Here is a 17,915-nt window from a genome sequence, read left to right as displayed (position 1 = left end):
GATTCGCGGAGTTCAGCCCAAGAGGAACAGGGCCGAGGTGACGACCATGAGTGCGGCGGTCCCGCCGTGGACGCCGTAGGCGATCCCCTTGAACCCCTTGTGCCGCAGGATGATCAGCATGTCGCAGACCGGCATGACGGTCGCGGCCAGCAGCAGCCAGCCGACCAGCTGCGGGCTGCCCGCCAGCATCGCGACGCCGAGGATCAGCCCGGTGCCGAGGTCGCGGTCTCCCTTGATCTCGAAGAACGCCGTCGAACCGGTCGGGATCTCCCGCAGGCCGAACGTGGCGGCGGTCTTCGCCGGGGCGAACAGGTAGGTGAAGCCGACGTAGATGATGCCGAGGACGGGGATGGCGGCGAGGAGGTAAGCGGTGATCAGCATGGGGGACCTTCCGGGAAGTTAGCAGTGCTAGGAACAAGTGCAACGCTAACTTAGCGGCGCTAGCTTGTCTAGCATTGCCTGAACTTGCGCCGCGGACACCGCCTGAGGTGGCGAGACCGGCTACGGGCAGAATGAACCGGACTGGGTGTGCGGGACGAACGTGAGGAGAACATCGGTGACGGGAGCCCTACGTGGGGTGGTCGCGCTGGACGGCCCGTCGGGAACCGGCAAGACCACGGTGGCGCGCAAGCTCGCCCGGCGGCTGAGCGCCCGCTACCTCGACACCGGAGCGATGTACCGCGTCGTCACGCTCGCCGTGCTGCGGGCAGGGGTCGACCTCGCCGACGAACACGCGGTCGGCGCGCTCGCGCACGACGTCGACTTCTCGCTCGGCACCGACCCGGAGCGGCCGGACGTGCGGCTGTCCGGCGAGGACGTGGCCGCCGAGATCCGCGGCCCCGAGGTGACCGGCGCGGTGTCGCCGGTGTCGGCCGTGCCGCAGGTGCGCGAGGTGCTCGTCGCCCGCCAGCGCCGGATCATCGCCGACGCGATCGAGGACGACGGCGGGATCGTGGTGGAGGGCCGCGACATCGGCACCACCGTCGCGCCGGACTCGCCGCTCAAGATCTACCTCACCGCCTCGGCCGAGGTCCGCGCCGCGCGGCGGAACACCCAGGACTCCGCGGCGGGCCGGGACTCCAGCGTCGAGTCCGCCCGCGCGTCGGTGGAGCGCCGCGACCGGATCGACTCCACCCGCGCCGCCTCGCCGCTGCGCGCGGCCGGGGACGCGGTCCAGGTGGACACCTCCGAGCTGACGATCGACCAGGTGATCGTCGCGCTGGCCGAACTCGCCCGCGGCCGGGGCCTGCTCGGCGACTGCCCGGCCGAACCGGCGGCCGCCGAAGCCGGGGTCAGCCGATGAGCGGCGCCCTCCCCGAGGGGGCGAACGGCCTCCTGCACGACATCGGCCGGATCTCCGGCAGGTATTATCTGCGTCCGGCGTTTCGAATCCGGGTGCACGGCGGCGGCCGGGTGCCCGCCGACGGGCCGCTCGTGGTGATCTCGAACCACAGCTCGAACGCCGATCCGCAGCTGGTGATCGGAATGCTTCCGCGGCGCAGCGCGTTCTTGGCGAAGGCCGAGCTGTTCACAGGGATCGGAGGCTGGTTCCTGCGGGCGATCGGCCAGATCCCCGTGCGCCGGGGCGAGATCGACCGGACGCCGCTGACCACGGCGGTCGGGGTGCTCAAGGCGGGCGGGGCGATCGGGATCTTCCCGGAGGGCACCCGAGGCGAGGGCGACGTCGGGGCCGCCGAACGCGGCGCGGCGTGGCTCGTGCGCGCTTCGGGAGCCACCGTGCTGCCGATCGCGATCCGCGGGACGCGCAAGCCCGCCGACGGCAAACGGCGGTGGCGCCCGCGCGTGGACCTCCTCTTCGGGGAGCCGTTCGCGCTGAAGGTCGGTCCGGGCCGCAAGGGCCTGGACCAGGGCACCGAGGAGCTGCGCACGCAGCTCTCGGCGCTCGTGCAGTCTTTGGACGACTGGCGCGGCGAACACGGGTTCGCCACGCCGTAGGTGAAGTTGGGAAACGATGACAGGGTTTGACGCCGCCGCCGACAGTGCGGTGGACGGTCTCGGCGAGGTCGACGGAAGCTGGTCGGACGAGTCCGAGTTCGCCGCGCTCGACGCACGGATCGAGGCCGAGGAAGCGGACGGCCGGGCGGCCGCCGCGCAGCCGGTGCTCGCCGTGGTCGGCAGGCCGAACGTGGGCAAGTCCACGCTGGTCAACCGCATCCTCGGCCGCCGGGAGGCGGTCGTGCAGGACGTGCCGGGCGTGACGCGCGACCGCGTCGCCTACGACGCGTTCTGGGCCGGGCGCCGGTTCACGCTCGTCGACACCGGCGGCTGGGAGCCCGACGCCACCGGTCTGCAGGCCTCGGTCGCGGTGCAGGCCGAGATGGCCATGCAGACCGCGGACGCGGTGCTGCTGGTCGTCGACGCGACGGTCGGGGCCACCGCCACCGACGAGGCCGTCGCGCGGGTGCTGCGCCGCTCGAAGAAGCCGGTGCTGCTGGCCGCGAACAAGGTGGACGACGACCGGCTGCTGGCCGACACGGCGTCGCTGTGGTCGCTGGGCCTGGGCGAGCCGTACCCGGTCAGCGCGCTGCACGGCCGCAGTTCGGGCGACCTGCTCGACGCGATCATGGCCGCTCTGCCCGAGGCGCCGCGCGAAGCCGGAACGGTGACCGCCGGGCCGCGCCGCGTGGCGCTGGTCGGCAAGCCGAACGTCGGCAAGTCCAGCCTGCTCAACCGGCTTTCCGGCGAGGAGCGCTCGGTGGTCGACTCGGTCGCGGGCACCACGGTCGACCCGGTCGACTCGCTGGTCGAGCTGGACGGCGAGGTCTGGCGGTTCGTGGACACCGCGGGCCTGCGCAAGCGCGTCAACTTCGCCGACGGCGCGGAGTACTACGCCTCGCTGCGCACCAAGACCGCGATCGACGCGGCCGAGGTCGCACTCGTGCTGCTGGACGCCTCGGAGCCGCTGTCCGAGCAGGACCTGCGGGTGCTGACGATGGTGGTCGAGGCGGGCCGCGCGTGCGTGCTCGTGTTCAACAAATGGGACCTGGTCGACGAGGACCGCCGGTACGCGATGGTGCGCGAGCTGGACCGCGGCCTCGTGCGGGTGCCGTGGGCGGAGAAGGTCAACGTCTCCGCGCTCACCGGGCGCGCGGTGCGCAAGCTCGCGCCCGCCCTGCGCACGGCGCTGTCGTCGTGGGACCAGCGCGTGTCGACCGGTCAGCTCAACGGCTGGCTGTCCGACCTCGTCGCGGCCACGCCGCCGCCGGTGCGCGGCGGCAAGCAGCCGAAGGTGCTGTTCGCGACGCAAGCGGGCATCCGCCCGCCGACGCTGGTGCTGTTCACCACCGGATTCCTCGAGGCCGGTTATCGCCGGTTCATCGAGCGGAAATTCCGCGAGCAGTTCGGCTTCGCCGGAAGTCCCGTCCGGGTGAATGTGCGCGTCCGCGAAAAGAAGCAGCGGCCGAAGGCGGGCGGAAAAGCGGCCCGCACCCGCTGATTTCTTTCCCGGCGAGGGAATTCCCGGCGAATCCGATGCCCGGGGATTCCCTTGCCGGACCTGCGCGTGGTGACGTCCGACACGCCGCCGTTACCCGGACGCGACCTGGGCTTGATTGCCGCGTAAGGTAGACGGTCGCTACGGGCGCCTCATTCGGACGGCAAGCCCGAATGACGCTCGCGAAAGGTGAGTGATGGGCTTGCGCGCCCAGACTTCGATCCTGTCCGCCCCGTTCCGCAATTCCGGAACGCGCCCGGCCGCCGAGGCGGCCCGGTGACGCTGACCGCCGATTCCGGCAGCTCCGAAGCCCTGACTCTCGCCGTCGAGGCCGCGTTCTCGCCCGCTCTGTTCGAGACCGCCGCCCCGGCCGCCGAGCGCACCCTCCTGGACATCCTCGCCGCCACCGCGGAGAAGCACCCGAACGCCGCCGCGCTCGACGACGGCACCGGCCCGCTGAGCTACCGCCGGCTGACCGAAGAGATCGACGCGTACGCCCGCAAGCTGCGCGAGCACGGCGTCGGCCTCGGCGACCGCGTCGGCATCCGGATCTCGTCGGGCACCGCCGAGCTGTACGTCGCGATCCTGGCGACCCTGACGGTCGGCGCGGCGTACGTCCCGGTCGACGCGGACGACCCCGACGAGCGCGCCGAGCTGGTGTTCGGCGAGGCAGGCGTCGCCGCGATCGCCACCGACGGCGAGATCATCGCCGCCGGAACGCCGAGCGGTGCTACCGGCAAGCCCGGCCCGGCCGACGACGCGTGGATCATCTTCACCTCCGGTTCCACCGGCAAGCCGAAGGGCGTCGCGGTCACGCACGCCTCGGCGGCGGCCTTCGTGGACGCCGAAGCACAGCTTTTCCTGACCGACGAGCCGATCGGCCCCGGCGACCGGGTGCTGGCCGGGCTGAGCGTCGCGTTCGACGCCTCCTGCGAAGAGATGTGGCTGGCCTGGCGGCACGGCGCCTGCCTGGTGCCCGCGCCGCGCGCGCTGGTGCGCACCGGCGTCGACCTCGGCCCGTGGCTGGTCGCGCAGGGCATCACCGTCGTGTCGACGGTGCCGACGCTGGCCGCGCTGTGGCCGGCGGACGCGCTGGAAGACGTGCGCCTGCTCATCTTCGGCGGCGAAGCCTGCCCGCCGGAGCTGGCCGAGCGCGTGGCCGTCGAAGGCCGCGAAGTGTGGAACACCTACGGCCCGACCGAGGCGACCGTCGTCGCCTGCGCCGCGCAGATGACCGGCGAGGGTCCGGTGCGGATCGGGCTGCCGCTGGTCGGCTGGCAGCTCGTCGTGGTCAACGAAGAGGGCGAGCCGGTCGCCATGGGCGACACCGGCGAGCTGGTCATCGGCGGCGCCGGGCTCGCCCGGTACCTCGACGCGGAGAAGGACGCGCAGAAGTTCGCGCCGCTGCCGTCGATGGGCTGGGAGCGCGCCTACCGCAGCGGCGACATGGTCCGCGCGGAACCGGAAGGCCTGCTGTTCCTCGGCAGGCTCGACGAGCAGATCAAGCTCGGCGGCCGCCGGATCGAGCTGGGCGAGGTCGACGCGGCGCTGCAGGCGCTGCCCGGCGTGCGCGGCGCGGCCGCGGCCGTCCGCCGCACCAAGGCGGGCAACCAGGTCCTGGTCGGCTACCTCGTGCCCGAGGAAGGCGCGACCGTCGATTCGGACGACGCCGCCACCCAGCTGCGCGCGCAGCTGCCCGCCGCGCTGGTGCCGCTGCTCGCGGTGATCGACGACCTGCCCACCCGCACGTCCGGCAAGGTCGACCGCGCCGCGCTGCCGTGGCCGCTGTCCACTGTGGACGCGAGCGCGGCCGGGCTGTCGCCCACCGAGGCGTGGCTCGCCGAAGGCTGGAGCGAAATCCTCGGCGTGTCGGTGAGCAACGCCGGCGCCGACTTCTTCACCAATGGCGGCGGCAGCCTCACCGCGGCGCAGCTGATCGCGCGCATCCGCACCCGGCACCCCGAGGTGTCGGTCAGCGACATCTACCAGCATCCGAAGCTCGGCGCGCTGGCCGCGAAGCTGGACGCGCTGCGCGGCGAGGAGACCGAGCGCCGCGAAATCGCACCGACGCCGCGTCGCGCCGGGCTCGTGCAGTCCCTGCTGATGGTCCCGCTGATGGGCCTCGTCGGGCTGCGCTGGACCACGCTCGCCGCTGCCTGCTCGAACGTGCTGGCGCTGCTGGGCGTTTCCTGGGCGCCGACGCTCAACTGGGCGTGGCTGGTGCTCGCCTGGCTCGTGCTGTTCACCCCGGCGGGGCGGATCGCCATCGCCGCGGGCGGTGCGCGCGTGCTGCTGTCCGGGGTGCGCCCGGGCACGTACCCGCGTGGCGGCAGTGTCCACTTGCGACTGTGGACCGCCGAGAAGCTGGCTGAGTTCAGCGGTGCGGACAGTGTCGCGGGCGCGTCGTGGATGACGACGTACGCGAAGGCGCTGGGCGCGCGCATCGGCAAGGACGTCGACCTGCATTCGCCGCCGCCGGTCACCGGTTTCCTCAAGGTGGGCCGCGGCGCCGCGGTGGAGCCCGAGGTCGATCTGTCCGGCCACTGGGTCGACGGCGACGTCGTGCACATCGGCAAGATGCGGATCGGGGCCGAGGCCCGGGTCGGCGCGCGCAGCACGCTGTTCCCCGGCGCCCGGATCGGCAAGGGCTCGGAGATCGCCGCCGGGTCGACGGTGCGCGGCGCGGTTCCCGCTGGCCAGCGCTGGGCGGGTTCGCCCGCGGTGCGCTCGGACGTCAAGGACGCGCTCAAGTGGCCGTCGAGCCGCCCGCCGCGGTCGCGGTTCTGGGCCTCGGTGTACGGCGTGACCTCGGTGCTGCTCGGGCTGCTGCCCGGAATCGCCGCGCTGCCCGGCGTCGCGGTGATCGGTTACGCGGTTTCCGGCACTTCCAGCTTGAGCGCCGCGCTGGGCCAGGCGCTGCTGTTCGTGCCGGTCGCCACCGTCGCATACTTCCTGACGTACGCGCTGCTCGTGCTGGCCGGAGTCCGCGCGCTCGGCGTCGGCATGGTCGAGGGTTACCACCCGGTGCACGGTCGCGTCGCGTGGCAGGTCTGGGCCACCGAGCGGCTGATGGGGATGGCCCGCGAAGGCCTGTTCCCGTTGTACGCCAGCCTGTTCACGCCGGTGTGGCTGCGGCTGCTCGGCGCTAAGGTCGGCCGCAACGTGGAGGCGTCCACAGTCCTCGCGCTGCCGAAGATGACCAAAGTGGACAGTGGCGCGTTCCTGGCCGACGACACCATGGTCGCCACCTACGAACTGGGCCACGGCTGGCTGCACGCCGCCCCGGCGCGGATCGGCAAGCAGGCGTTCCTCGGCAACTCGGGGATGACCGCGCCGGGCCGTTCGGTGCCGAAGCGCGGGCTCGTCGGGGTGCTGTCCTCGACGCCGGCGAAGGCGAAGAAGGGCTCGTCGTACCTGGGCATGCCGCCGCTGCCGGTGCGCCGCGCGGTGGGAGAGAGCGACACCAGCCGCACCTACACGCCGCCGCTGCACCTCAAGGCGGCGCGGGCGCTGGTCGAGCTGTGCCGGATCCTGCCGGTGATGTGTGCGGTCGCGCTGACCGTCGGCGTCGCGTTCGCGCTGCTGGCGCTGGCGTCGTGGGGCGGCTTCTGGGCAGCCGCGCTGCTGGCCGGGCCGGTGCTGCTGGCCGCCGGGATCGTCGCGGCGCTCACCGCGACCGCCGCGAAGTGGCTGCTGGTCGGCAAGTTCCGCGAGATCGACCATCCGCTGTGGAGTTCGTTCGTGTGGCGCAACGAGCTGGCCGACACGTTCGTCGAGGCGCTCGCGGTGCCGTGGCTGATCGGGTCGCTCGGCGGCACGCCGCTGCTGCCCGCGTGGCTGCGCACGATGGGCGTCAAGATCGGCCGCGGCGTGTGGCTCGACACCTACTGGCTGCCCGAGTCGGACCTGGTCGCGCTGGGAGACGGCGCGACGATCAACCGCGGCTGCGTGGTGCAGACGCACCTGTTCCACGACCGGATCATGACCATGTCGCGGGTGACGCTGGAAGAGGGCGCGACGCTCGGCCCGCACGGGATCGTGCTGCCGGGCGCGAGCATCGGCGCACGCACCACGGTGGGCCCCGGCTCGCTCGTGACGCGCGGCGACGCGGTGCCCGCCGACAGCCGCTGGCTCGGCAATCCGATCTCGGCCTGGCGGCGGTGAGGGCAGAAGCGTTGCGGTCCCTGCCGGAGTGCCTCATTCTGGAAAAGATCACGGCGGCGGGCGAAGGCGGGTTTCGGTGCGGGTGAACGGGAAAGCGGCCGCGCCCGGAGCGGAGACCTCGGGCGACGGGTACCTCCCCGCGCACGGGAACGGCGGCTACCGGGTCCGGCATTACGACCTCGATCTCGACTACCGGATCGGGCCGAACCGGCTGTCCGCCACCGCGGTGCTCACATGCGAGGCCACCCAGGCGCTTTCGCGGCTGACGCTCGACTTCGGCGAGTTCCGGGTGTCGCGCGTGCTGGTCGAGGGCAAACCGGCGAAGTACGTACGGCGCGGGCTGAAGCTGCAGGTCAAACCGGCGCGGTCGATACCGGCCGGGACCGAGTTCGAGGTGGAGATCCGCTACGCGGGCAACCCGCGGCCGGTGAGCAGCCGGTGGGGCGACATCGGCTGGGACGAACTGACCGACGGCGCGCTGGTGGCGAGCCAGCCGGTGGGCGCGCCGTCGTGGTTCCCGTGCAACGACCATCCGGCGGACAAGGCGAGCTACCGGATCGCCGTGGCCACCTCGTCGCCGTATCTCGTTGCGGCGACGGGGAATCTCGTGTCGCGCTACCAGTCGGCGAGCACCACGAAATGGGTGTTCGAACGGCCGGAGCCGACTTCGACGTACCTGATGAGCGTCCAGATCGGCCGGTACGAGGACCTCGAATTGTCTTCCGGAGCCTGGGTTCCGGAGATCGCGGTCGACCGGCCGGGCGGAGTCGTGCAGCGAGCCGCGGTGCCGCCCCGGCTGCGGCGGGCGTTCGCGCGGGACTTCGGCCGCCAGGGCCGGATGATGGACGCGCTGGAGGAGTGGTTCGGGCCGTACCCGTTCGGCGAGTACGTGGTGGTGGTGACCGACGACGACCTCGACGACCCGATCGAGGCGCAGGGGATGGCGATCTTCGGCGCCAACCACGTGGACGGCAAGCGCACCCACGAGCGGCTTGTGGTGCACGAACTGGCGCACCAGTGGTTCGGGAACAGCCTGACTGTCGCGGACTGGCAGCACATTTGGCTCAACGAGGGCTTCGCTACCTACACCGAGTGGTTGTGGTCGGAGCGGTCCGGCGGAGAGCCGACGGAGGCGTTGGCCCGGGCGTGGTACGCGCGGGTGCTGGCTAAGCCGGCGGACGTGACGATCGGTGATCCCGGTGTGGCGCGGATGTTTGACGAGCGGGTGTACAAGCGTGGTGGGTTGACGCTGCACGCGCTGCGCGGGGAGATCGGGGATCCGGCGTTTTTCGCGCTGGTTAAGGCTTGGGCGGTGGAGAACCGGCATGCCGCGGTGACTACGGAGGAGTTCGTCGCGTTGGCGGAGTCTTATGCGGGGCGGTCTTTGCGGTCGTTTTTCGCTGACTGGTTGGAGCGGGTGGCGTTGCCGTCGTTGTGAGTCGTTGGTGTGGGCGGCTCGTCGCCTGGCGGCGACATTGCGCACGCGGGTTGCGTGGGGCACCCCGAAGTTGATTGTGACTACGGCGCGGGGATGTTTGTCAAGGCGGGAAAGATGCCTTGACAAACATCCCCGCGCCGCGTTTTTGGCTTCGTATCGGGGTGCGGGGGTGGTGTGGGTGCCTCGCTGGTTGGGTGCACCGGCTGCGGTTTGGTGGTGCGGGTGGGCGCGCGGTTTTGATGTCTGGTTGGGTCGGTTCGCGGGTGCCGACCGGTGGGCGGGTGGTCCGTGAAGGGCTCCTTGAGGGAATCTGGGTCCGTGAAGGGGCCCCTCACGGACGGGGGCGGCGCCTGGGATGGGTCGTGAGGGGAACCCTGAGGGACTCTGAGTCCGTGAAGGTGGCCCTCACGGACTTCACGTATCTGAACGCGCACCCGCCAGATCCCAGTCATCGGATGTCTGTGCGGCTTTCCGGGTGAACAACTCTGGCTTTCGCCTGCTCTGTCTGGATATATTCCGCTCACCTCGCGCCAGCGGGAGCGAAACGTAATATGAATCCAGAGGAGCGTCATGGTCGGGGTGTCGCGGCGGACGGTGCTTCGATCCGTATCCATCGCCGCGGGGGCGGCGGCGTTCGGCGGGCTTTGGGCGGAGGGCGCGCCGCCCGGGTTGGCCGCGCAGCGGAGTCCGCATCGGGATGTCGCCATGGACGCGCGGATGCGCTGGCAGCGGTTGCCGAAGAACTGGCAGGAAGCGCCGTTCCTGGCCAACGGCTACCTCGGCGTGCAGGCCTACGCCGGGCAGGCGCCGCAGGTGCTGAAGTTCATGCTCAACCACACGCAGGTCCAGGACCAGCGCAACCAGTGGGAAGCGGGAATCGGGCTGTCGCGGTTGCCGATTGGCGCGATCACGCTCACCTTCGCCGGAGCGATCACCGGCGTCGACTGGACGCTCGATCTGTACAACGCCGAACTTGGCGGCACGATCACCACCACACGCGGACAGGTCGCGTTTTCCGCCGTGGTGCACAACGATCTCGGCGTCCTGCTCGTCTCGCTCGACCCGAGCGCGGGTGAATCCGGTGCGGTGTGGGGCTTCGCGCCGTTGGTGTCGGCGACGACCCGGACAGTGCGCAAGCCGCCGGAGTACACCGCGAATCCGGAGCCCGAGCAGGCCAACGGTTACTGCGCGCAGCCGTTGACCGCGGGTGGCGGGTATACGACGGCGTGGCGGGAGAAGCGAGTCGGCACGAAGCGGTTGTTCGCGGCGACGGTCGCGTATTCGTTCCCGCGTTCCACGCACACCCGCGACGCCGTATCGCTGGTCGGGCGGACGCTCGCGATGAATCCGGATCTGCTGCTCGCCTGGCATCGCCGTTGGTGGAACAGCTTCCACGAGCGCAGTTTCGTGTCCGTGCCGGACAAGCAGGTCCAGCGGTTCTACTGGATTCAGCTGTACAAGATCGCCTCGGCGACCCGCAAGGACGGCCCGGTGACCGCCGAATGGGGGCCGTGGTTCCCGGAGGTCGGCAACAGCTGGACGGCGGTGTGGTGGAACCTCAACGTCCAGGTCACCTATCCGATCGTGAACAGCACCAACCATCCGGAGCTGGACGCGGTCACCGAGACCTTCCGTCGCGACCACGCGAACCTGGAGGTGTCGGTTCCGCCTGCCTATCGGGACGGTGATACCTATGCTCTTTCGCATCCGGGGGACTGGCGGCTGCGGCCCGGCGGCGTCCGGACGGTCGGCGTTCCGGGGACGACGTCCAAAACGGACCAGACCGGGAACTTGTTGTGGGGCCTGCACAATGTCTGGCTCGCGTACCGGCATCACCTCGATCAGTCGGTGCTGCGCGACGTGCTGTACCCGACGCTGGCGAAGGCGCTCAACTTCTACCGGCACTTCCTCGTCACTGGTCCCGATGGGCTCTTGCACCTGCCGCTCACGCGGTCGCCGGAGTACGCCGATGCGACTGACTGCACGTATGACTTGTCGTTGATCCGTTGGGCTGCGACGACGTTGGTCGACTCCGCACGGATCTTGCGGCTGAACGAACCGCGCGTGCCGATGTGGCAGGAGATCGCGACAAAACTCGTTCCGTACCACGAGGATCCGGCCGATGGCGTGCTGATCGGCGACGGCGTCCGGCTCGCTGATTCGCACCGGCACTTCTCGCATCTGCTTTGGCTGTACCCGCTGCGGGAACGGAACTGGGAGCGTCCCGCCGATCGGGACCTCATGACGCGCACCTTCCGGCATTGGTCGGCGGACCAATCGGCCTGGCACGGTTACAGCTACGCGGCCGCGTCGTCGATGAACTCGGTGATGGACCAGCCCGAGGAAGCGTTGCGGTACCTGAAGTTCTTCCTCGACCGCAACATCGTCGCGGACACCGAGCTGACTGCGAACACCATGTACCGGGAGGGTTCGAACTTCGCCATCGAAAGCCCGATCACCGCCGCACAGTCCGTTGTGGACATGGTGCTGCAGGGTTCCGGGGGAGTGGTGAAGGCGTTCCCGTCGGTGTCGGCGAAGTGGCCGGACGCGTCGATCGCCGGGCTGCGCACCGAGGGGGCGTTCCTGGTGGACGCGTCGCGGCGGCGGGGAGCGACGGAGTTCGTGCGGGTGCGCAGCGAAGCCGGTGCGCCGTTGGTGCTGGACCACGGTATCGACGGCGACATCGACGTGCGCGACCAATGGGGCCGGCGGTTGTCGTGGCGGTCGGTGGGGCCGCGGCGGATCACGCTGGAGTTGCGGCGGGGCAGCACGGTCACCGTCACCCCGCGCGGTGCCCGGCCGGACTTCGGGCCGCGTGACGTTCCTTCGCTCGGTGCGGCTCCGGCGTGGGGTTTGCCTGACTAGAAACGAGGAGGTTGGCGGACATGGACATCTCGCGCCGGACAGTGCTCGGCGGAGCGCTCGCCGGGATCGCCGCCGGAGCGGTCGGGCTGTCCCCGGCCGGCGCCGGGGAGATGAGCGGCGACAGCGTCGACTGGGCGGGTTTCCTGGCCACCGCGGACCTGCGCTGGCGGCGGATGCCGAAGACCTGGTACGAGGGACCGTTCCTGGGCAACGGTTTCCTCGGCTCCGGCATCTACGCCGAACCCGGTCGCAACGCCGTCCGCTTCAACGTCCAGCACAGCCAGGTGCAGGACCACCGCCCGCAGTTCGGGTCTCTGTTCGGCCTGGCGCGGCTGCCGATCGGGTACTTCACGCTCGAACCGGTCGGCGCGATCACCGGCCTCGACTGGCGGCTCGACGTCTGGAACGCCGAACTGACCGGCACGATCACCACCGCGGCGGGCAGTCTGGAGCTGCGCGCGATCGTCCACACCGGACAGTCGTTGCTCGCGGTGGAAGTACGGCCCTCGGAGGGCGAACACGGGTTCCGGTGGGTGTTCCATCCGGCTAAGGCGATCAGTCCGCGAGCTGACCCGGTCTGGAAGAAGCCGCCGCCGGACGGGTATCTGGAGAATCCGCCGGTCCAGCTCCAACAGGCAGGCGACGCACATCTCGCGGTACAGCCTCTGCTGGCGGGCGGCGAGCACGTGACGGCTTGGCGTGAGGTGACCCGGGGCAGCGCGCGGACTCTGTATACATCGGTCGCATGGTCGCATCCGGAGAAAACCTCGGCAGCCCGGGCATTGCACACGGTCCGGCGGGCTGCCGCGCTGGACGTGCTGACCTGGGACCACCGCCGCTGGTGGCACGACTACTACCGGCGCAGTTTCCTGTCCATTCCGGACACTCGGCTGCAGAGTTTCTACTGGATCCAGCTGTACAAAGTCGCGTCGGCCGCCCGCCGGGAAGCGCCGGTGATGGCGACTTCCGGTCCCTGGCTGGAAAACACGCCGTGGCCCGCGACGTGGTGGAACCTCAACGTGCAGCTGGAGTACTGGCTCATCCAGGGCTCCAACCACCTCGAACTCGACGCGGTCAGCTACGCGCTCGGCAAGTACCGGGATCGCCTGACCAGCCAGGTCGCCAAGCCGTACCAAGCCGATTCCGCGGGCATCCCGCGCACCACCGACATGACGTTGCTCAACGGACTCGCCGACTCGACCAGCGGCTACCCGGTCGGCATTCCAGGCCAGGACACTCCGACGCCCGAGGTCGGCAACCTCACCTGGGCGCTGCACAACGTCTGGCTGACCTACCGGCACACCATGGACCGCCAGCTGCTGCGCGACACGCTGTTCCCGTTGCTGCGCAAGGCGATCAACTACTACCTGCATTTCCTCGCTCTCGGATCAGACGGGAGACTGCATCTCCCCGCGACCTTCTCGCCCGAGTACGGCGTGAACGCGCCGGACACCAACTACGACCTCGCCCTGATCCGCTGGGGCTGCAAGACATTGCTGGACACCGCGCGCGAGCTGCGCATCGCCGATCCGCTGGCGGGGAAATGGCAGCAGGTGCTCGCCACGCTCACCGATTACCCGGCCGACGAGAACGGCTACATGATCGGTGCGGGCGTGCCGTTCGCGAAATCGCACCGGCATTACTCGCATCTGCTGCAGATCTACCCGCTCTACGAGATCACCTGGGAACAACCGGAGCATCGCAAGATCATCGAAACCTCGCTCAACCATTGGGTCGGCTTCGAAGGAGCGTTGCAGGGCTACACGTTCACCGGTGCCGCGTCGATCTCCGCGCAGATGCTGCGCGGCGAGAAAGCCGCGTACTACCTCGGTGAACTCCAGAAGCGCTATATCCAGCCGAATACGACGTACAAGGAATCCGGCCCGGTCATCGAAACGCCGTTGTCGGCGGCGAAATCCATGCAGGACATGCTGGTGCAGAGTTGGGGCGGCGTCATCCGGCTGTTCCCGGCAGTACCGGCTGCGTGGGGTGACATCGCGTTGCGCGACTTCCGGACCGAAGGCGCGTTCCTGCTCAGCGCTTCCCGTTCCGATGGGAAAACGCGCTGGCTCAAGGTGCACAGCGAGGCCGGTGCACCGTGTGTCCTGCGGCCGGGGATCGACGGCGAGCTGACCGTGACGGACGCTTATGGTCGTCCGCGACAGTGGCGGAGGTTGGCGAACGGAGACGTGCAGGTTGACCTCGGGCGCGGTCAGGACGCGTATGTGTACCGCCGCGGCGACCGGCCGGACTTCACGGTCCGGCCAGTCGCTCCGGGCGGCGCGAGCGATCCGTGGGGGATGCCGTGAGCTAGCGGTCTAGGAGACTGCGAAGTGCTTCCACCAAACCGGTTCCGGCAGCGGGATGACGCCACGCGATGTAACCGTCCGGCCGGATCAGGAGACAGCCGTCTTCTTCGATGCCGCTGATGCGCGCCCAATCTCCGTAGGAATCGCGGGCCTCGGGCGCACCGATGGTCACGACCCTCAGGTCCAGTCCGAGGTCCGCACCGGCTTTCGCGGCGGCGTCGCACCAGGCGCCGCCGGTGAGTCCGGTGAGGACAGTCCACTGGCCACGGCCGACGAGATCCAATGTAGACACTCGGCGACCGTCCGGGCCGACGAGCCAGACGTGCGGCAGCTTCGCGCCCGGCGTGGTCGTGGGACGGTGATACAGCTCAGGATCCCTAGCAGCAACAGCTTCCGCACGATCCGGAAGCACGGCGTTCGAGACGTACCGCTGATCCATCTCCACGCCGTGCGCGTTGAACTCGTAGTTCTTCAGCTCGATCGCTTCCTGCAGTCGCTTCCGCCGCAACGCCCCGTCCTCAGTAGCGGCCGTGCAAGCAGCGAGACCAGCGGTGATGGCGCCCGAATCGGTGTCGCCGTCGATGCCGAGCGCGGCGAAGATCGGCCCGAACTGGTCGCGGCTGAGGTTCGCCCGGTCCACGATCTGCTTGCCGACCGGGGCGCGCTCGGCGCTGTAGCTGTCGAGAAGCCCTTCGCCCGCCTCGCCGCGGACGACCATCGCCAGCTTCCACGCCAGGTTGTACGCGTCCTGCACCGAGGTGTTGGACCCGAGCCCGTTGGACGGCGGATGCCGGTGCACCGCGTCGCCCGCGCAGAACACGCGCCCGGACGAGTACCGCGTGGCGTAGCTGTGGTTGACCGTCCACAGTGAAGTCGAGGTGATCTCCACCGGCAGACCCGGATCGCCGACAAGGTCCCGGACGATCCGCGTCGCCTCCGCACTGTCCACTTCGGGCGGTGGTTGGGCGATGTCGTAACCCCAGGTCAGCAACCATTCGTTCCACGGCCGGACCATTCGTACGAGGCCCATTCCGATGCCGCCGAGATGTGCGCCCGGCCGCATCACCCAGTACAGCACGCTCGGCCGGTGCGCGACGTACTCGGAAAGGTCGGCGGTGAAGGTGATGTTCATGCTTCCGGCCTTGCCGGACCGGCCGTCGATAGGCAGCCCGGCTTGCTCGGCGACGCGGCTGCGGGCGCCGTCCGCGCCGATCAGGTAGCGGGCGCGGAGCGTGAACTCGTCGCCGCGGACTCGGTCGCGGAGCCGCGCGGTCACTCCGTCGGCGTCCTGGGTGAAGTCGAGGAATTCCGTGTCCAGGCGCAGTCTCGCTCCGCGCGCGGCGGCATTCGTGGCGAGGATCGGTTCGAGGTAGGTCTGCGGCAGGTCGATCATGTGGCACGGGCTCGCCGACGCGTACTCGGTGGCGGAGCGATCCGCGGTGCCCCAGCTGGCGATCCGGCCGATTTCCTCCCCGGCGAGCGACGTGCACAGCACGGTGTCGCCCATCAGCTCCGGGGGAGTGCCCTGTGCGAGCGCCTGGTCCTCGATGCCGAGGTCGCGCAGGACCTCCATTGTCCGCTGATTGGTGATGTGCGCGCGTGGCGTGTGCGCCATCCAGCCGTATTTGGTCGCGAGCACGGTGCGCACGCCGTAGGTCGCGAGCAGCAGCGCGGCGGAACCGCCCGCCGGGCCGCTGCCGACCACGAGGACATCGGTGTCATAACTGGTCATGGTGGGATTCCCGGAAAGTCAGGCGGGGGAGACGCGGAAGGTGAACTCGAGGCGGCGCCAGGGTTCGCGCCCGTCCGGCGCGGGGCCGGTCTGCTCGGCGAAGTCGACGATCAGGCCGTCCTTCACACCGAACACGGTGTCCGAATCGAGGTAGTCGCCGCCACGGACGAACAACTGTGTGACGAGTGTGCGGTAGCCGGGTTTGGCGATCATGAAGTGCACGTGCGGCGCGCGGAACGGATGCCGCTCGACGGCGGTGAGCATCTGGCCGACCGGGCCGTCGTCCGGGATCGGGTACGCCGACGGCACGATCGTCCAGAACCGCAGCCTGCCTTCGGCGTCGGTGCGGAACCGGGCGCGCAGCACCGGACCGTCCACGTCGGGCAGCTGGACGTCGTAGAAACCGTCCTCATTGGACTGCCAGACGTCCACGACCGCGTCCGGCACCGGGGTTCCGTCCGGCTCGGTCACCTGGACATCCGTCCACAGTGGAGTTCCGGGCAGCCCTTCGGCGAGATCCGCGCCCTGCTCGGTTTCCGGCGGGCCTTCGACGTAGAACGGGCCCAGCACCGCCGACGGAGTGGTGTCCGGCGTGCGCGAGTTCGTGAGCACGTCGACCACGCTCGAAACGCCGAGGGTGTCCGACAGCAGGATGAACTCCTGCCGCGTGTCCGAGCTGATCTGCCCGGTGCGGGTGAGGAACCCGATCGCGTATTCCCACTCCTCCTGCGTGAGATCGGTGCGCACGACGTACGAATGCAGTGTGCGGACCAGCTCGGACAGCAGTTCGCGCAACCGAGGGTCCGGTGTGCTGGCGAAGCTGTCCACCACTTCCTGGGTGAGCCCGCGCAGATCCGGCGGCGTGCCTTCAGCGGGTGCCGGGCGAGTGCCGGACCACGCGTGTCGCAGCAGGTCCTCGATGCCGTCCCGGGTGAGTTCGCGCGGGTTCGGATACGGCGCGGCAGTGGCCAGCTCGGCGGCCTTGGCGAGATCTCCTTCGGCCAGACCGATTTCGGCCAGCGAATGCGGTACCGGCAGGCTGGCGATCAGGTCGAACACTGCTGTTGGCGCGTCTGGTGCGCCGAGCGCTTCGGCGATCCGTCGCATCGCCTCCCGAGCGTTTGGCGCGTTGTACGCCATGGCGTGCGGGAGAACGATCGTGTGCGTTTCCGCGTGCGGCAAACCGAAACTGCCACCGAGGGTGTGGCACAGCTTGTGATGCAAGCCCATCCCAACCGAACCGAGGCACGAACCCGCCAGCCACGCGGCGCGCAACGCGTCCGTTCGAGCGTCCACATCGGACGGATCGGCGGCGATCCTCGGCAGCGCGGCGGCGAGCAACCGGATCGCTTCCAGGGCGAACTGGTCGACGATCGGGTTGGCCTGCGCCGAGTAGAGCGCCTCGACCGCGTGCGCCATCGCGTTGACAGCGCTGGTCAGCGAGGTCGGCACGGGCAGGCCCAGGGTGAGGTCGACGTCGTAGACGACCACCTCGGGCAGCACCTTCGGCGACGACTGGGTGGTCTTGCGGCCGTTCTCGGTCTGGCCGACCACCGGCGTCATCTCGGACCCGGCGTAGGTCGTCGGCACGATGATCTGCGGAATGTCGGTGCGCAGCGCGAGTGCCTTGGCCAGCCCGGTCGCGGACCCGCCGCCGATCGCGACGACGCAGTCCACCGAACGCTCGGCGACCAGTGCGAGCGCGCGTTCGGTGACCTCGACCGGGGTGTGCATGGTGGGTTCGCCGAAGCGGGCGGCGAGCAGCGGGCCGAGCGCCTGGGCGGTCCGGTCGGCCGCCTTAGCCGCGGACTTTCCGGCGACCAGCAGCACCCGGCTGGCATTGAGCCGCTGCACCTCGTCGGGGACGACGGCGAGCGTGCCGCTGCCGAACCCGACCCGGGCCGGGTTGGCGGTGTAGGTGAACATCGACGGTCCTTCCACGCGGGTACGTCG

The 17,915-nt window shown here is 70.0% G+C and carries 10 protein-coding genes; 7 read left to right on the top strand and 3 right to left on the bottom strand.

Annotation, left to right across the window (positions count from 1 at the left end):
* Positions 1-12: 12 nt before the first annotated feature.
* Positions 13-381, bottom strand: coding sequence for a DUF4267 domain-containing protein (locus D0D37_RS05205; RefSeq protein ID WP_116199365.1), 369 nt, complete (start codon positions 379-381; stop codon positions 13-15).
* Between the two features lie 196 nt (positions 382-577).
* On the opposite strand from D0D37_RS05205, the gene cmk reads away from it, so the two are divergent.
* The 7 genes from cmk to D0D37_RS05170 all read left to right on the top strand — a co-directional run bounded on the left by cmk (position 578) and on the right by D0D37_RS05170 (position 14,230).
* Positions 578-1,303: a (d)CMP kinase gene (gene cmk / locus D0D37_RS05200; RefSeq protein ID WP_116199364.1), complete on the top strand. Its 726-nt coding sequence runs from the start codon at positions 578-580 to the stop codon at positions 1,301-1,303.
* On the top strand, positions 1,300-1,956 hold the full coding sequence (locus D0D37_RS05195) for a lysophospholipid acyltransferase family protein (RefSeq protein ID WP_116199363.1): 657 nt from the start codon (positions 1,300-1,302) through the stop codon (positions 1,954-1,956). The genes cmk and D0D37_RS05195 overlap by 4 nt, the downstream gene beginning before the upstream one ends.
* Before the next feature lie 16 nt (positions 1,957-1,972).
* Positions 1,973-3,457 carry a ribosome biogenesis GTPase Der gene (gene der, locus D0D37_RS05190; RefSeq protein WP_116199362.1) on the top strand — a complete coding sequence of 495 codons (1,485 nt, stop codon included), beginning with the start codon at positions 1,973-1,975 and terminating at the stop codon, positions 3,455-3,457.
* Positions 3,458-3,730: 273 nt separating this feature from the next.
* A complete protein-coding gene (locus D0D37_RS05185) occupies positions 3,731-7,618 on the top strand; it encodes a Pls/PosA family non-ribosomal peptide synthetase (protein ID WP_116199361.1) in 3,888 nt (1,295 codons plus the stop codon).
* An 82-nt stretch (positions 7,619-7,700) separates the two neighbouring features.
* Positions 7,701-9,056, top strand: a complete 1,356-nt coding sequence (locus D0D37_RS05180) for a M1 family metallopeptidase (protein WP_116199393.1) — start codon at positions 7,701-7,703, stop codon at positions 9,054-9,056.
* Between the two features lie 570 nt (positions 9,057-9,626).
* Complete coding sequence (locus D0D37_RS05175; RefSeq protein WP_116199360.1) at positions 9,627-11,921, top strand: glycosyl hydrolase family 95 catalytic domain-containing protein; 2,295 nt, start codon at positions 9,627-9,629, stop codon at positions 11,919-11,921.
* Positions 11,922-11,941: 20 nt separating this feature from the next.
* Entirely contained in the window at positions 11,942-14,230 is a 2,289-nt protein-coding gene (locus D0D37_RS05170) for a glycosyl hydrolase family 95 catalytic domain-containing protein (RefSeq protein ID WP_116199359.1), read from the top strand.
* Position 14,231: 1 nt separating this feature from the next.
* On the opposite strand, the gene D0D37_RS05165 is transcribed toward D0D37_RS05170, so the two are convergent.
* Together D0D37_RS05165 and D0D37_RS05160 are read right to left on the bottom strand one after the other, a co-directional pair.
* The gene (locus D0D37_RS05165; RefSeq protein ID WP_116199358.1) at positions 14,232-15,962 is read right to left on the bottom strand and encodes an FAD-dependent oxidoreductase; all 1,731 of its coding nucleotides are present in this window, start codon (positions 15,960-15,962) and stop codon (positions 14,232-14,234) included.
* A gap of 18 nt (positions 15,963-15,980) precedes the next feature.
* On the bottom strand, positions 15,981-17,888 hold the full coding sequence (locus D0D37_RS05160) for a maleylacetate reductase and hydroxyquinol 1,2-dioxygenase domain-containing protein (protein ID WP_116199357.1): 1,908 nt from the start codon (positions 17,886-17,888) through the stop codon (positions 15,981-15,983).
* Between the last annotated feature and the right edge of the window lie 27 nt (positions 17,889-17,915).

Source organism: Amycolatopsis circi (assembly GCF_003385235.1).
Classification (GTDB): Bacteria; Actinomycetota; Actinomycetes; order Mycobacteriales; family Pseudonocardiaceae; genus Amycolatopsis; species Amycolatopsis circi.
This window is presented reverse-complemented; position numbering and strand designations above follow the sequence as displayed.

What these genes read in the sequence shown, in the direction of transcription:
- D0D37_RS05165 (WP_116199358.1), bottom strand. Translation starts at nt 15,962, where the DNA reads ATGACCAGTTATGACACCGATGTCCTCGTGGTCGGCAGCGGCCCGGCG.
- D0D37_RS05160 (WP_116199357.1), bottom strand. Translation starts at nt 17,888, where the DNA reads ATGTTCACCTACACCGCCAACCCGGCCCGGGTCGGGTTCGGCAGCGGC.
- der (WP_116199362.1), top strand. Translation starts at nt 1,973, where the DNA reads ATGACAGGGTTTGACGCCGCCGCCGACAGTGCGGTGGACGGTCTCGGC.
- D0D37_RS05195 (WP_116199363.1), top strand. Translation starts at nt 1,300, where the DNA reads ATGAGCGGCGCCCTCCCCGAGGGGGCGAACGGCCTCCTGCACGACATC.
- D0D37_RS05205 (WP_116199365.1), bottom strand. Translation starts at nt 381, where the DNA reads ATGCTGATCACCGCTTACCTCCTCGCCGCCATCCCCGTCCTCGGCATC.
- D0D37_RS05170 (WP_116199359.1), top strand. Translation starts at nt 11,942, where the DNA reads ATGGACATCTCGCGCCGGACAGTGCTCGGCGGAGCGCTCGCCGGGATC.
- D0D37_RS05175 (WP_116199360.1), top strand. Translation starts at nt 9,627, where the DNA reads ATGGTCGGGGTGTCGCGGCGGACGGTGCTTCGATCCGTATCCATCGCC.